Origin of the sequence: Sulfuriflexus sp., assembly GCF_032250955.1 — a bacterium.
Taxonomy (GTDB): Bacteria; Pseudomonadota; Gammaproteobacteria; order AKS1; family AKS1; genus Sulfuriflexus.
The window spans coordinates 49,248-65,806 of record NZ_JAVVES010000001.1; the positions used below are offsets into that span (position 1 = coordinate 49,248).

General features: G+C 56.4%; 11 protein-coding genes and 1 riboswitch. Of the genes, 9 read left to right on the forward strand and 2 right to left on the reverse strand.

Translation table 11 applies throughout. From position 1 onward, the window contains the following. The first annotated feature begins 283 nt into the window (after positions 1-283). Both map and glnD read left to right on the forward strand, forming a co-directional pair. Complete coding sequence (map, locus tag RQ738_RS00240; RefSeq protein WP_314161384.1) at positions 284-1,072, forward strand: type I methionyl aminopeptidase; 789 nt, start codon at positions 284-286, stop codon at positions 1,070-1,072. 9 nt (positions 1,073-1,081) lie between these two features. Beyond that, positions 1,082-3,727, forward strand: coding sequence for a [protein-PII] uridylyltransferase (glnD, locus tag RQ738_RS00245; protein ID WP_314161340.1), 2,646 nt, complete (start codon positions 1,082-1,084; stop codon positions 3,725-3,727). 25 nt (positions 3,728-3,752) lie between these two features. On the opposite strand, the gene RQ738_RS00250 is transcribed toward glnD, so the two are convergent. Then, positions 3,753-4,103 (reverse strand): hypothetical protein, encoded by a 351-nt coding sequence (locus RQ738_RS00250; RefSeq protein ID WP_314161342.1) that lies wholly within the window; start codon positions 4,101-4,103, stop codon positions 3,753-3,755. A gap of 583 nt (positions 4,104-4,686) precedes the next feature. On the opposite strand from RQ738_RS00250, the gene RQ738_RS00255 reads away from it, so the two are divergent. The 6 genes from RQ738_RS00255 (at position 4,687) to RQ738_RS00280 (ending at position 15,086) form a co-directional block, all read left to right on the forward strand. Next, positions 4,687-6,192 (forward strand): hypothetical protein, encoded by a 1,506-nt coding sequence (locus RQ738_RS00255; RefSeq protein ID WP_314161344.1) that lies wholly within the window; start codon positions 4,687-4,689, stop codon positions 6,190-6,192. A 177-nt stretch (positions 6,193-6,369) separates the two neighbouring features. Then, on the forward strand, positions 6,370-10,221 hold the full coding sequence (locus RQ738_RS00260; protein WP_314161346.1) for an FAD/FMN-binding oxidoreductase: 3,852 nt from the start codon (positions 6,370-6,372) through the stop codon (positions 10,219-10,221). A gap of 196 nt (positions 10,222-10,417) precedes the next feature. After that, complete coding sequence (locus tag RQ738_RS00265; RefSeq protein WP_409929502.1) at positions 10,418-11,329, forward strand: FecCD family ABC transporter permease; 912 nt, start codon at positions 10,418-10,420, stop codon at positions 11,327-11,329. After that, on the forward strand, positions 11,326-12,093 hold the full coding sequence (locus RQ738_RS00270) for an ABC transporter ATP-binding protein (RefSeq protein WP_314161350.1): 768 nt from the start codon (positions 11,326-11,328) through the stop codon (positions 12,091-12,093). Before RQ738_RS00265 ends, RQ738_RS00270 begins: the two co-directional genes overlap by 4 nt. A 97-nt stretch (positions 12,094-12,190) precedes the next feature. Next, a riboswitch (cobalamin riboswitch) is annotated at positions 12,191-12,424 on the forward strand. A 121-nt stretch (positions 12,425-12,545) separates the two neighbouring features. Then, positions 12,546-14,360, forward strand: a complete 1,815-nt coding sequence (locus RQ738_RS00275) for a TonB-dependent receptor domain-containing protein (protein WP_314161352.1) — start codon at positions 12,546-12,548, stop codon at positions 14,358-14,360. A 3-nt stretch (positions 14,361-14,363) separates the two neighbouring features. Continuing rightward, complete coding sequence (locus RQ738_RS00280; protein WP_314161353.1) at positions 14,364-15,086, forward strand: TonB family protein; 723 nt, start codon at positions 14,364-14,366, stop codon at positions 15,084-15,086. A gap of 4 nt (positions 15,087-15,090) precedes the next feature. On the opposite strand, the gene RQ738_RS00285 is transcribed toward RQ738_RS00280, so the two are convergent. Further along, positions 15,091-15,975 carry a cobalamin-binding protein gene (locus RQ738_RS00285; protein ID WP_314161354.1) on the reverse strand — a complete coding sequence of 295 codons (885 nt, stop codon included), beginning with the start codon at positions 15,973-15,975 and terminating at the stop codon, positions 15,091-15,093. Positions 15,976-16,271: 296 nt separating this feature from the next. Here RQ738_RS00285 and RQ738_RS00290 point away from each other — a divergent pair, with 296 nt between their 5' ends. Then, the gene (locus RQ738_RS00290; RefSeq protein ID WP_314161356.1) at positions 16,272-16,520 is read left to right on the forward strand and encodes a hypothetical protein; all 249 of its coding nucleotides are present in this window, start codon (positions 16,272-16,274) and stop codon (positions 16,518-16,520) included. The last annotated feature ends 39 nt before the right edge of the window (positions 16,521-16,559 follow it).

Here is a 16,559-nt window from a genome sequence, read left to right on the forward strand (position 1 = left end):
ATTTCTCCAGTTTAGGGTTGCGCCTCCACGTCTCCCATCTGCCAACCCGATACCCTTCTATATTATAAGGAGAAGGACCCGGGCACCCGGACAAATGTGTCGAAACGTGTGCGGTTTAGTTTTATCCACCCGGGCCGAGACCCTGAGGTGAACGTCGATTTGCCATTCAGGCGCGCGATTTATACCATAATCGACCACCCACGACAATTGGATTGGTCTGATAAGGCACAAAATAAGGTCGAACTGGTGTAAAATCGACCAGATTCGACCTAATCATGATGAAATCCGCAACCTGGCAAAATTTATGAGTGTAACTATCAAGACCCCCGAAGAAATCGAAAAGATGCGTATTGCCGGTCGCCTGGCAGCCGATGTACTCCATATGATCCGTCCGCACGTCGTCCCTGGCATCACCACCGGCGAGCTCGACCGGATTTGCCATGATTACATCGTCAACGAACAACAGGCCATTCCCGCCCCGCTGAATTATCACGGCTTTCCGAAGTCCATCTGCACCTCGGTGAACCACCAGGTCTGTCACGGCATTCCCGGAGACAAGAAGCTGAAAAACGGTGATATCGTGAATATCGACATCACCGTAATCAAGGATGGCTATCACGGTGATACCAGCAAGATGTTCGGCGTCGGCAAGGTCAGTATCGGTGCCGAACGCATTATGCGCATCAGCCATGAGTGCATGCGAATCGGTATCGAAATGGTCAAACCCGGCATCCAGCTCGGTGATATTGGTCACGCCATTCAGCAACACGCCGAAGCCAATAACTGTTCAGTGGTGCGTGAATATTGCGGACACGGGATTGGCGCCGAATTTCACGAAGACCCACAGGTGCTGCACTACGGCACCCCGGGCACGGGACTGGCGCTAGAAACAGGCATGACCTTCACCATTGAACCGATGATTAACATCGGTAAGCGTGAAGTCAAACTATTGCCGGATGACTGGACTGTCGTCACCCGCGATCGCAGCCTCTCGGCGCAGTGGGAGCATACCCTGCTGGTAACCGATGACGGTTTCGATGTGCTGACCCGTCGGCCTGAAGACGATATCTGACAGCACTACATGCCAGAACTCCACATAACTTCCGAGCATATCGATGCCCTTGCGACGACAGCAGATAGCGCCGGCCGTATCCGGCTCTATAAGGAAGTCCTTGAGGAGGCTCGTCAGCAACAACGACGGCAGTTCGAGCAGGGTCTGGATGCGGCCAGCCTGACCCGGCTACGTGCCGACTCTATTGATAGCGTGCTAAAGCATGCCTGGCAGAACCTTGTCACGCAGCAGCAAACCGATGATGTCCCGGCCCTCGTTGCCGTCGGCGGTTATGGCCGCGCGGAGCTGCACCCCGGCTCGGATATCGACATCATGTTGTTATTGCCAGGCGATGACGACGTGCCCTGGCGAGAACGGCTCACGGCATTTCTGACCCTGCTCTGGGACATTGGCCTCGATGTCGGTCAGAGTGTGCGTTCTCTCCGTGACTGTATTGAACAGGCAGAAGCTGATATCACGGTCGCCACCAATCTCATGGAGGCCCGGCTTTTATCCGGCTCGCAAGAACTCTTCGACCACATGCGCACCGCAGTAGACGCGGAACACATCTGGCCGAGCCGTGATTTCTTTGCCGCCAAGTGGCAAGAACAGATAGCTCGCCATAACCGCTTTAATGACACCGCCTATAATCTGGAGCCCAATATAAAGGAAGGTCCGGGCGGCCTGCGTGACATCCAGATGATCGGCTGGGTGGCCAAGCGACACTTCGGCGCCGAGACCCTGCGCGACCTCATCAGGCACGATTTTCTGACCGAAGAAGAGTATCAGCTTCTCACCCACCATCAGGAGTTCCTCTGGCGGATCCGTTTTGCCCTGCACTTTCTGACCAATCGTCGCGAAGACAGGCTGCTCTTCGACTATCAGCGCGAAATCGCCGAACAATTCGGCTTCACAGATGAAAAGCACCAGCTCGGTGTCGAAAAGTTCATGAAACAATACTACCGCAGCGTTTCCGAACTCAGCCGACTGAACGAAATGCTGCTGCAGCTGTTCCAGGAAGCGATTCTGTATGCCGATGAGCCGGGCGAACCGACAGTCATCAACAAACGCTTTCAGTCACGCAAGGGCTTTATCGAGGTAGTCAATGAGAATGTTTTCAAACGCTACCCGTTTGCCCTGCTCGAGATTTTCCTGTTACTCGAGCAGCACCCCGAACTCAAGGGCGTACGTGCGGAAACCATCCGCCTCATCCGCGCCCATCATTATTTAATCGATGACGACTTCCGCAACGACCTGCGTTGTCGCAGCCTGTTCATGGAAATCATACGCCAGCCGCAAGGTGTGACCCACGAACTCCGTCGCATGCACAAGTACGGCATCCTCGGTGCCTACCTGCCGGTGTTTGCGAGAATCATCGGGCAGATGCAATACGATCTGTTCCACGTCTATACCGTGGATGAGCATACCCTGTTTGTCGTGCGTAACCTGCGGCGCATGACCGTACCTGAATTCAGCCATGAACTCCCGCATTGCAGCGAGATAATTCGGCGCATACCCAAGCCGGAACTGCTCTACATTGCCGGCCTCTTCCATGACATCGCCAAGGGCCGCGGCGGCGACCATTCCGAACTCGGCGCCAGGGATGCCATAGACTTTTGCCATCAGCATGGCCTCAGCGAATACGACACCAATATTGTGGCCTGGCTGGTAAACCAGCACCTTCTCATGTCACGCGTTTCGCAACGCGAAGATATCAGTGACCCGGAGATCATTAACCGTTTTGCCGACACCGTTGGTAACCGCGACCGCCTGGATTATCTGTATTTGCTGACTGTCGCTGATATGCGGGCGACCAGCCCGGATGTCTGGAACAGCTGGAAAGGCAGCCTGTTACGGGAGTTATATGACAATACCCGCAAGGCCTTGCGCAAACGCCTTGCCAGTATCGATGATGAGGAAGTCGCCAGGGATATTCGACAACAGGCGCTGGCCCGCATCAAGGATGCTGTGGATGCTGCTGAGCTAAATGCCCTCTGGGATGAACTCAGTGATGATTATTTTCTGCGCTATTCGGTTAATGAAATCGTCAACCACGCACTGGCTATCCTTCATGAGGACAGCCATAACCTGCCGCTGATTCTTATTCATGATGCTATTGATTATGGTGGCAGTGAAATCTTTATTTACACCATAACCCGCAAAGGCCTGTTTGCCGCCATCACCTCGGTGCTTGACCAGCTGGGACTGAGTATTGTTGATGCGCGGATTATCCGTTCCAGTAAAAACCATTCTTTTGATTCCTATATCGTTCTGGAACAGGATGGCACCCGCATTACCCCGGGCAGGCGAACCGAGGAGATATACCAGACCCTGCGTGACGCCTTGACTCGCGACATAATCGGCGGCTTCGAGGTAACCCGCAGACTGCCCCGCCAGCACAAACACTTTGATGTGGAAACGCAGGTCAATTTCGATACCGACACGCGCAACATGCATACCGTGATGGAAGTTATTACCGCTGACCGCCCGGGCCTGCTGGCGGCAGTCGGTGAAGTTCTGCAACGCAACAATATTCGCCTGCATACGGCACGTATCACGACCTTTGGGCTGCGCGCCGAAGACCTGTTTTATATTACCGATGATAACGACAACCCGTTATCCAACGCGCAACAAAAAGACCTGGCTGAGGCGGTCATCAAGCAACTTAACGACTGAGTGCTGATCCCGGCCGCGCCGAACCTTAAATATCCGCACCCAGTTTACGTGCAAAGACCTTGATCGCTTCAACCTCATGATACGGTGCCGATGCAGCCTGCGGTGCGGCCAGGTATTGCTGCCATGCATTCCACTGCATGGCAAGGTCTGTGTCACTGCAACTCAGTAACCTGATAACCGTCCGCCCGACTTTCCAGGGTCCCTCGCCCTGTAACCTGCCTGTTATTACATGTGCCGCGGCCGGACCGGTTTCGAACCAGTAAGGCTCAAAACACAGAATACCGTCCGGATGCGGAAAAACCTCTGTCATGAGACGTAAGGTATTGTCTGGATAGTGTACGACCAGCGGGGCGGTAACCGTAAAGAGATCAGTCATCCGCTGATCCTAAAAGAATGTGTGGCGGCTGCATAGCCATGTTTCCCCGGGCGCAATCACGATCCTGCTGATTAACCCGTTAGTTTGTTAACGGCATCACCAGCGGGGTCGGAGTCGCCGTCCAATCCACCGGGGTCGGAGTCGCCGTCTACAGGTACTCTTGACCTGGTTGCCAACGTCGTAGCTCGTTGTTCCAGCGAACCATCACACTCGCGCGACTCCGACCCCTTACCTCCAATCCACCGGGGTCGGAGTCGCTGCCTACAGGTACTCTTGACCTGGTTGCCAGCGTCGTAGCTCGTTGTTCCAGCGAACCATCACACTCGTGCGACTCCGACCCCTTACCTCCGACCCCTTACCTCTTGACCTGGTTGCCAACGTCGTGGCTCGTTGTTCCAGCGAACCATCACACTCGCGCGACTCCGACCCCTTATCCTAATATGTCGGCGAACCGCTCCGGATACCTAATATTATCTATAAATCCGTTGATTTATGTAATGATAATCATTATCATTCGTATTCTCTGAGGGAAGGTCAGGGCAGAAAGGGTTTATGTTATTACTCCTCCACAGGTATTTTAATCATGAATTACAGCTACATACTCATCGCTTCACTTGGCCTCGGCTTGATTGCCAGCCACCTGCAGGCAGAAGACGAGATCGTCCCCGCGGAGGAAATACTCGGCGAGCGCCTGTTTCTGGAAACGCGCTTCGCACAGAGCTACATGAACAACCCCGCCCAGGCGGATCCGGTACTCGACAAGACCGCGACCTTGCAGGGTATGCGGCCCGGCCCTTTCAAGGGCACCAACATGAGCTGCCGTGCCTGCCACATGGTTGATGAGCACAAGGACACAGCCATGGCGGGTATGCGAACCTATGCCGATTTTGCCCGCCGCAGCCCCGTCCCTGCTCGTGAAGACAGGCAAGCCACTGCAGTCAGAAATTCCCAGTCACTGGTAGGCATCAATCGGCAAAAAGACACGGTCTTCCATCACGATGGGGAGTTCCCGACACTTCAGGACCTGGTTCGGGCCACCTTCACCGGCCGAAACATGGGCTGGCTAGCCGGTGAAGAAAAACAGGCCGAGCAGCACATTGCCGCTGTCATTCGCGGCGATGACGGCAAAGGCGCGCTGGCCAGGGAATTCGGCGGCAGTTATACGAATGCGCTGGGAGGCCGGGTAGGCGACAGCGTGTTGCCGGCGCAATATCGTCTTGATGTAAGCGAGGCCAGTGACACCGAAATCCTCGATGCTGTTGCCGAGCTCGTCACCGTTTACATCAGCGCACTGGACTTCAGCCGTGATGAACAGGGCCATTATAACGGCTCAGCCTACGATGCCTTCCTGGCAAAAAACCAACTGCCGCGTCGCCCGCAACAGGGTGAATCCGATAAGGCCTATGCGCAACGCTTGCATAAGGCCATGCAATCACTTGCTGCAGTGGCGTATGTCGGCGGCAAGGACGGCAAGCTTGCATTACACGAGCAGGCATTCCGCTTTGCCGGGCAGGAACTGGCCGGTATGCGGATTTTCTTTGGCAAAGGCAACTGCGTCAGCTGCCATACGCCGCCGACTTTTAGTGATTATAATTTTCATAATACGGGTGTCAGCCAGACGGCTTATGATGCACTGCATGGACAGGGTGCATTTATGCAACTTGCCATACCCGGGACGGTTGATCCTGATCAGCACTATCGGGATATCGCAGCCAAAGACAGGCCCGGCTATACCGATCTGGGCATCTGGAATATCCTCGGCAACCCGGCCACCTCGTTGATGCACCAAAACGTATTACGAAAGCGTTTGTGCGCCAGTGCCTGCGAACCCAATATGGCCATGGCGAAAAGCATTGCTGCCTTCAAGACACCCCTGCTCCGTGACCTCGGCCATAATGCGCCGTATATGCATGATGGCAGCAAGGATACACTTGAAGATGTCCTCGCCCATTATGTACAAGTAGCCCATCTTGCTCGCGCAGGGAAACTGCGCAACAGCTCCGCGGATATCGAGGCCGTCAGCCTGACAGCCAGCGACATCAAACCACTCGCGGCCTTCTTGCGCGCACTCAATGAAGATTATGAATAAGCCTTCGGCTTGCCGGATGCCCGCAACATAACAAGCGAACATAAAACCAGTCTGCCCCCGCCGTTTGTGTCCGAGCTTGCTGTGCGCGGGCATCGCCAGTAGGCCGTCACGCGCTAACCGTGCTAAAATCCTGTTTCCATACGCTTTGTCACCAACCCAGGCCAACCGCGCACCACCATGACCCAGACAGCCCGAATCCGCGAAATCCCCTATAACTACACCTCTTTCTCTGATCGGGAAATCGTGATTCGTTTTCTCGGTGAGGATATGTGGCAGGTACTGGAAACCCTCCGTGCAGAGCGCGTCACCGGCCGCTCGGCGCGAATGCTGTTCGAGATCCTCGGCGATATGTGGGTGATTACCCGCAACCCCTTTATTCAGGATGACCTGCTGGAAACGCCGAAGCGCCGCGAGTCCCTGAGCCATGCCCTGCACCATCGTCTCGATCAAGTTGTGGCCCGTGCCGAGGACAATGCACTGGCCCTGCAACTGGCCGACAAAACCCGCCAGGCGGTGAGTCAATTTGAGGCCTGGTTTGCTGAACAAAGGGCCACGCGTCAGCGCATCCGCAAGAAGCTCGGTCGCATCACGCGCCGCGATAATATTGACTTCACCGGGATGGCGCGAGTCTCGCATGTGACCGATGCCAGTGACTGGCGCGTCGAACTGCCCGTGGTGGTCATCAACCCGGATACCGAGCAGGAACTCCAGGGCGTGGTCCAGGCCTGTATCGATCTTGGCCTGAGTATCATTCCCCGCGGCGGTGGCACCGGCTATACCGGCGGTGCCGTGCCCCTGACCGCTGATGCCGTCGTCATCAATACCGAAAAGCTGGAGGCCCTCGGCCAGGTGGAAATGCTGCAGCTCGATGGCGTTGCCGACAAGGTCGCGACCGTGCGCACCGAGTGTGGTGTGGTCACCCGCCAGGTCAGTGAACGTGCCGAGAGCCATGGCTATGTGTTCGCGGTTGACCCGACCTCGCAGGATGCCTCGACCATCGGCGGCAACATCGCCATGAATGCCGGTGGCAAGAAAGCGGTGGCCTGGGGTACAACGCTCGACAATCTCGTCTCGTGGCGCATGATCACACCCGATGCCGACTGGCTGGAGGTGGAGCGGCTCGACCACAATCTCGGCAAGATTCACGAACAGGAAACCGTCCGTTTCCGTGTCCAGCGCTACGAAGCCAATGGCAAGACGCACAAGGGTGAGGCCCGCCTGATGGAAATCCCCGGCAGTGTCTTCCGCTTGCGCGGGCTGGGCAAGGATGTCACCAACAAAACACTCAACGGCCTGCCGGGTATCCAGAAAGAAGGCTGTGATGGCCTGATCACCTCGGCGCGTTTCATCCTCCACAAGATGCCGGCCCATATTCGGACTGTATGTCTTGAGTTTTTTGATCCGGATCTGCAACGCGCGGTACCCGCGATTGTCGAGACCAAGGACTACCTCGACAAGCAGGACGGCATCACCCTGACCGGCATGGAGCACCTGGATGAACGCTACGTGCGTGCCGTCAAGTACAGCACCAAGGCACCGCGCGCCGATCTGCCGAAGATGGTATTACTCGTCGATATCGCCGGGGATAATGAGGACCAGGTAGCCGCGGCCGCCTCGCAAGTCGTGCGCATGGCGAATGCCCGCAATGCCGAAGGTTTTGTCGCCGTCAGTGCCGAGGCCCGCAAACGCTTCTGGCTGGACCGCGCCCGCACCGCCGCCATCGCCGCGCACACCAATGCCTTCAAGATCAATGAAGACGTGGTGATTCCGCTGCCCCGCCTGGTTGAATACAACGACAGCATCGAACGCATCAATATCGAATTATCGACAAGTAACAAGCTGAAGATGATCGATGCCGTGCTCGCTTACCTGCACGGCGAAATGCGTGAAACCCGACAGGCCCTCGAATTTGCCAGCAGTGAGGAAAACACCGCTATCCTCGCAGCCAAGAAGCAGGCGGCTATCGCCCACCTGCAACAGATCAAGTCCTGCTGGCAAGGCATCATGGAAAACCTTGATGCCCCGGCAAGTGAGCACCTGGAGATACTGGATGAGGCCACGCGCGACAAGGTACAGGCAGGCGACAGTCTTTTCCGCCTGCTGCAGCGTCGTGACCTGCGCATTTCCTACCGCCGCATCATCGAGCAGCCACTGAAGGAAATCTATGCCGGCCAGGACATGCTGGCGGTACGTGACAGACTCGACAGTATTCATGCCGAGTTACGCAACAGCCGCCTGTTCGTGGCCACGCACATGCATGCCGGCGACGGTAACGTGCATACCAATATCCCGGTCAACTCGAACGATTATGAGATGCTGCACGAGGCAGACCGTGTCGTCGAACGCATCATGAACATTGCTACCGAACTTGGTGGCGTGGTCTCCGGCGAGCATGGCATCGGCATCACCAAGTTCCAGTTCCTCGGTGAGTCGGCGGTTAACGAGTTTGCCAGCTACAAGCACGATATCGATCCGGATAACCGCTTTAACCGTGGCAAGCTGGTCGCCGGCTCCGGCCTGGAGAATGCCTATACGCCGTCACTGCGGCTGTTGCAGCAGGAGGCGCTCATCCTCGAGGCCAGCGAACTCGGCGACCTGAACAACGCGATCAAGGACTGCCTGCGCTGCGGTAAATGCAAGCCGGTCTGCAATACCCACATCCCTGCAGCCAATCTCCTGTACTCGCCACGCAACAAGATCCTGGCCACGGGCCTGATCATCGAGGCCTTTCTCTACGAAGAGCAGACCCGGCGTGGCCTCTCAGTACGGCACTTTGATGAAATGAATGATATTGCCGATCACTGCACCGTGTGTCATAAGTGCGCGCCGCCCTGCCCGGTGGATATCGATTTTGGTGATGTCTCGATACGCATGCGCGCCATTCTCATGGCGCATGGCAAAAAACGCAGCAGTCTCGGCACACGCGCGTCAATGGCCTACCTGAATGCCACCGATCCGACCACGGTGAAACTGTTATACAACGGACTCATCCGCTGGGGCTTTGCCGCACAACGCCAGGCCCACAGCCTGATGAAGAAATTCAATCCCTTCAAGCTGCCGGCGCGCCCGGCACATACGCATAAACGCGTCTCGGTAGCCGTACAGCTCGTCCACCTCGCCGACAAGCCGTTACCAGGGAAACTGCCGAAACGCACCATGCGGGCGATACTCCAGCTTGAAGACAGCAAGACCGTGCCGATCCTGCGCAACCCGGGCATACGCAGTGAAGATATGGAAAGCGTCTTCTATTTCCCCGGCTGTGGGTCGGAACGCCTGTTCAGTCAAATCAGCCTGGCGACGCTTGCGATGTTATATGAAAGCGGCGCGCAGACGGTGTTGCCCCCCGGTTACCTGTGCTGCGGTTATCCGCAAACATCCGGCGGTGATACTGACAAGGGTAAAAAGATTTCAACCGATAACCAGGTTCTGTTTCATCGTATCGCCAACACCCTCAATTACCTGGACATCAAAACCGTGATCGTCTCCTGCGGCACCTGCATGGACCAGCTCCTGCAGTACCAGTTCGAGAGGATTTTTCCCGGTTGCCGGCTACTCGATATCCATGAGTACCTGCTGGAAAAGGGCAATACCCTCGAGAATACGGACAATGATACGCAGTACCTGTATCACGACCCATGTCACAGCCCGATGAAGACACATAACCCGCTCAAGGTTGCCAGCGAGTTACTCGGCAAGGCGGTGCAGCTCTCTGATCGCTGTTGCGGTGAGGCCGGCACCTTTGCCGTCAATCGCCCGGACATTGCCACCCAGGTACGCTTTCGCAAGCAGGCTGAACTGCAACAGGGTATCCAGGACCTGACCGGCAAGGACAAGAGTGAAAAAGGCGCCGTCAAGCTGCTGACCAGTTGCCCCGCCTGTCAGCAGGGCCTGTCTCGCTACGAAGAAGACACCGGTCTGGAAACGGATTACATCATCGTTGAGATGATGCGCAATCGCGTCGGCGAGGGCTGGGAGGAAAAATTCATCGAGACCATCAACCAGGGCGGCATTGAACGGGTCCTGCTGTAGCACCGAACCATCAGCCGCTTCTGCGCCCGCCAGCTTGACAGTCATGCGAGCAGGCCGGTAGATTGCATGCTCGATGGCTGAAACAGAAAGCCCTAATAATCAATGCATCAGTCTCTGGCGAGTAACCGTGATCAATTCGCGCCCTCTCATTACACTCTTCCTGCTGTTGCTGGCACCGGCCAGCCTGCTGACCGCCATGGCAGTCGGCAGCATCGACTATTCGTTTGAACAATTACTCCGTGGCTTGTTTACCGCGGAGGATTCCGCCCGGCACGATATCCTCTGGCAACTTCGCTGGCCACGGGCAGCCAGTGCCTTTGCCGCCGGCGGGCTGCTCGCCACAGCCGGTGTGCTGATGCAGGTCTTGTTACGTAACCCGCTGGCGGATCCCTATATCCTTGGCACCTCCGGTGGGGCGGCCGCGTTTGCACTCTTTGCCCTGCTGGCCGGGCTCGGCGGGATCTGGATACCGGGGAGCGCCTTCGTCGGTGCCTTGTTATCCACCTTGCTCGTCTTCAGCCTTGCGCACGGTCGCGGTAGCTGGACCAGCAACCGCCTGTTGCTGACCGGTGTCGTGGTCGCCTTCGGCTGGGGCGCCCTGATCAGTTTCCTGCTCGTCATTGCCCCGCAAACCCGCTTACGCGGCATGCTCTACTGGCTGATGGGCGACTTGTCCCACAGCCAGCAATCATGGACGGCGCTGCTCGCCCTGGGCGTGATCTTTTTACTCTGCCTGCCATTGCTGCGCCGACTCGATATCCTGCAACGCGGTGAACTCCAGGCCGCTGCCCTCGGCGTTAATATCCGCCAGAGTCAGTGGCTCATCTATACCCTGGCCGCCCTGTGCACAGCCATTGCCGTCAGCCTTGCCGGCACTGTCGGCTTTGTCGGCCTGATCGTCCCGCATTTGCTCCGCCTGATTATCGGTACCAGCCAGCACCGCTGGATATTACCCGGTGCGGTATTGCTCGGTGGCAGCCTGCTCGTCCTGGCCGACACCCTCGCCCGTGCCATTGTCGCCCCGACCCAGCTCCCGGTTGGCGTCATGACAGCGGCCATCGGTGTACCCCTGTTCCTGCTCATGCTTTATCGCGGCCAACAACGATGAACACACTCGCCGCCCGGGAACTCGACGTCAGGATCGGCAACGTGCATATCTGCAGCCGGTTCGACTGGCAGATGCAGGCCGGTGAGATATGGGGCATGCTCGGCATGAACGGTGCCGGCAAAACCACCCTGCTGCATACCCTGGCCGGCTTACGCGAACCGAACGCCGGCAGGGTCTTGCTCAATGACCAGCCACTCACCACCCTGAGCCGGCGGCGCATTGCGCAACAACTGGGCGTACTCTTTCAAAGTCAGTATGAAGAGTTTCCAGGCACGGTCATCGAATCCACCCTTGCCGGCCGCCATCCGCACCTGCATGCCTGGCAGTTTGAAACAGAGGCTGACCGGCAGCTCGCCTTACAGGCCCTCGCCAGCGTCGGTCTGGCAGAGCTGGCACAGCGTAATGTGCTGACCCTCTCCGGTGGCGAGCAACAGCGTCTGGCTATCGCCTCGTTACTGGTTCAGTCACCGCAACTCTGGCTGCTTGACGAACCGCATAACCATCTCGACCCGCACCAGCAAATCCGCCTGCTCGATCGACTGGTGCAGCATGTGCAGGTGCATGACAACAGTCTGTGCATGAGCCTGCATGACGTCAATCTTGCCAACCGCTATTGCAGCCATTTATTGTTGTTATACGGCAATGCCGAGGTGATCGCCGGACCACGCGATGAAGTCCTCAACGAAGCCAACCTCTCCCGCCTCTATGGCCATCCGATGTGTTGCCTGCAAGCAGGCAAGCGTAGCGCCTGGCTGCCGGCATAAACCCGTCCACTACGCCGCCGGCACATTCAATCATAAGCGGTTGATTTTATAAATTACGCAATGCCCGGCATTGACTACACATGCCAATAACCCTAATATCCCCACACCTGCATCAGGTGCTCCTAATGACATACCAGTCCACGGAGTGAAACGGGAAGTCGGTGCGATGCACCCAATGTGTTATTTATTCCGACGCTGCCCCCGCAACGGTGATCGAGTTAAGGCCTGTCATCCAGCCACTGTGTTTAAACATTGTTTAACATGGGAAGGCGACAGACCCGGAACAAACCCCTCGTAAGCCCGGAGACCGGCCCGATGCAATCCAGCGACACGTTGCGGCGGGCGACTATAGCGGGCATTGCACTTTTCCGGCACTGTCTCATTACTCCCTTCGCACTGTCTTTTTAAACTCGTAAGTGCGGGCGTGCACATACATGTTATGCGGAGTAAGTATGCACAAGTTTCACAAGGCCCTGCTGACCAGTCTCGTTCTGGCGGCCATTTCACCCGTTTCTGCCGATCAAAAAAACCTCGAGCCGGTGATTGTTACCGCCTCACGTACGGTGCAAACCGTTGATGAGGCGCTGGCACCGGTGATCGTCATTAGCCGTGATGAAATCGAACGCAGCCAGGCAGTGGATATCGCTGATCTGTTGCGCTTCCATGCCGGCCTGGATATTGCCCGCAACGGCAATCCCGGTTCGGTGACTTCGTTATTTATTCGTGGTACAGAAAGTAATCACACCCTGGTCATGATTGATGGCGTCAAGATCAACCCCGGCACCACTGGCGGTGCCGCACTCAATAATATTGACCCGGAAATGATCGAACGTATTGAGGTCGTCAAGGGTCCGCGTTCAGCCCTGTATGGCTCGGAGGCCATTGGCGGGGTCATTAATATCATCACCCGCCGGGCGCCCGCCGGCACCACGGTGGATGCGCAGCTCGGTTTCGGTGCCGACCAGACTCGTCGCCTCGGTGCCGGTTTACGCTATGCCGATGACAGGCTACGCGCCGGTTTGCAGTTCAAAGTCGAACAGACTGAAGGCTTCGCACCACTGGTTGTGTCCACTGAAGACCGTGGTTTTGAGAACCTGAGCATCAATACCTTTGCCGGTCTTACCCTCGGCAGCGGCACAGACATCGAACTGAGTCACTGGCAGGCATCCGGTAACTCGGAGTACGTAAACACCTTTTTTGCGCCCTACCCGCCGCTTGACCAGGATTTCCGGAATACGGCAACCGCGCTCACCTTCAAGACCGCACCAACAGACAACTGGTCAACAACGTTCAAGCTGAGCCATATCCTTGATGATATACAGCAAACACAATCCGTCGATTATGTCCGCACCCGGCGTAACGTCTTCGACTGGCAAAATGACATCGAGGTAAACCGGCACCACCTTGTATCTGCCGGTATCAGCCTGTCCCGTGAACAAACCGACAGCCTGAGTTTCGGCAGTGCCTTTGATGTCGACACCGACACGGATGCCGTCTTCGTGCAAGACAACATCAGCTATGGCAACCACCAGCTACTCCTTGCCGCCCGCCACAGTGATCACAGCAGTTTTGGTAATTATGATACCTGGAATGTGGAATACGGCTATCAACTGAACCCGGGACTACGATTACTGGCCGGTGTTGGCACCGCCTTTCGTGCCCCCGACAGCACTGACCGTTTTATTGCCTTTAGTGGTAACCCGGATCTGGAACCGGAAGAGTCACGCAATGTCGAACTCGGACTTCGCTACAAGCCGGACAGCCGCAACCAGTACAGCCTCAGCCTGTTTAACAACCGGATCCATAACCTGATCGATTTCGACGGCAGCTTTGTCCTGCAGAATATCGGCAAGGCGCGCATCCGCGGTATCGAGGCTGCCTGGCAGTATACCGCCGCGCCGTGGGATATTCGTGTTGAAGCCATCGCCCAGGACCCTGAAAACCTCGATAATGACGAGCAGCTGTCACGCCGTGCCAAACGCAGCCTGACCACTGCCTTCGGTTACACGCGTAATAACTACCGCCTCGGACTGGATATCCTGACGACGAGTTCACGTGATAATTCAGGCTTTGATAGTGTTCGCCTGCCAGGCTATACACTTGCCAACCTGACCGGTTCGTACAAGCTGGATAAGACGTTAGCCTTCAACGCGCGCGTCGAAAACCTGTTCGACAAGGAATATGCCCTGGCGGCAACCGGTGCTGGTAATTACTCATCACGTGACCGGGCTGTTTTCCTTGAGTTACGTTATTCGACTAATCAATAATATATGACGAAAACGATCAGCATACTTTTCCTGGCATCGGCTGCATTACATGCAGCCGTGCTGGGGCTGGTCAGCTTTGAGCAACCTGCACGACTGCAGGCCGGTTCACCTTTCACGGTCAGCATCCAGGCATCCTCACCGGCAAGCAGCGGGCAACACCTCGAAGCGCTCAAGACACCGATCGAAACCGTAACGACCGCGGTCACGGTTAACGATATAGTCCCTCCCGGGCCTGTGCCGGATGACCTGAAGACGCCGAAACAGAAACTGCAACAACAAGCCGAAGGGCCACCACAACCGCATAAGCTCGATACTCATCGTCAAAGGCCAACCGCTCTACCTGAAGCCACGTCACAGACAGCGATAAAGACCGCCGCTATCAGCAGCCAGCATTCGATTGCGCTATCGTCAGAACAGTCCTTGTCATTGACTGCCAAAACAGCCAGTTTGATGCAGGCCAATCTGCAGCAGGCATTTGCCTTGCAGTTTCATTACCCGCGTCTGGCCATCAGGCATGGCTGGCAGGGCGAGGTCAGGCTGGGATTGCGTATCGAGGCCAACGGCAGATTGTCTCGGGTTCGGGTGGTGCAGGGTTCAGGTTACGGGCTGCTTGATGATGCCGCCATAAAAAGCCTGAACAAGGTCGCGATACTGCCCCAGGCTATCGCCTTGTTGAATGGCAATAGCATGGATCTGATATTACCGGTCCGATACGAGTTGCTGTGACCTTCTAGCGCGCCCTGTCAATAAGCTCGCACAAGTGCCGGACCCCCTGGAGCATTCTCGGTGTCGGGCGATTCATCAGATCCGGGTCGGCCCTGTACAGCTGCTCATGCCTGACGGCAGCCAGTCGCGGCCAGCGCCGCCAGTCAGCGAACACGTCTTCAGCCGCTGCCACGGTGCCGGCATAGACAATGACCTCGGGATCACGCTTGAGGACAGATTCCATACTCACCTGCGGGGCGAGCACATCAAGCCCGGCAAAGATATTCACCCCACCGCACAGGCTTATCGCATCGCTGATGATTTGCCGCTCATTAATGGTAAACAGCGGTTGGTGATCAATCTCGTAAAATACCTTTACACGACGCCGTCCGGCATAGCGGCTCTCCAGTGCGGCCAGCTCCACGAGAAAATCTTTCGCTGCGGCGTCCGCCGCGACTGATCTGCCAGTCAGCTTGCCGAGTTGCCGCAACTGCGCGGCTATTGATTCAAGTTTTTCCACCCTGACAAGCGCCAGCGGTAGCCCCATTGCCTCGACACGGGCAAGCACGTTTGCCGGGGTGCCATCCTGCCAGCCGATGACCAGATCCGGATGCATCTCCAGCAAGCGTTCCCAGTCGAGCTGGTAAACATCACCGATCCTGGGCAGCATTTTTGCCGCGCGCGGATAATCGCTGTAGGCAACAGTCGCCACAAGCTGCTGCTCCGCGCCAATTGCATATAAAAGCTCGGTGACATGCGGTGACAGGCTGACAATACTGCGGGGCTGGGCCTGCACGGTGGCGCTGGCAACGAACACAAACAGGCAGGAACAAATAAGCTTGTACACCACCCCGGGCAGAAGCAGATCACCCGGGCGTATCAATTTATACGGCAAGTCATCGTTCCTCATAAGTAAGCGCTCTTGCCCATTTAAGGGCAGCTCCCGTGAGCTTCTATCAAGCGCCGGTGTGCACATATTATCACCCTCGTTTCGGCCTTACACCCGCAAAACAAGAAAGGAGCATGGAATGGACTCGGGAATATCTGCCACAAGGCCTTGCGGCCATCATCAAGCCCTGGCTATAAGATCTTCTACTTGTTTATGCCATGGCTTTGAGACGCTATACTTTTTATGTGTATACCGGATGAGGCATAAGCCGTCCCGGCCTTCGCGCAGCACTTACCAACATATCAAGGATCAAAAACATGGTCACCCTACACACACCTGTCGCAGTCGGTTCACCTGACCCCGAGCTGAAGACCTCGCCCATCCTCGATGAGTTCGATGACGAATACGAGGTGCTCGCCCAGGAAATGGATGAGCTGCCAAGCTGCCTGTTTAATGATCTGGTTTACGAAGACGGTAGCTATGTATGCAGCAGTACCGGCATCCTGTTGCATTGCGAGAAAGGCCTGTGGGTAAGACAGGGAAGCTGCGACCCGGATAACCCCTGACTGAGTCGCGCCGCGCTGTATTATTTTTCTGCCCGTCGT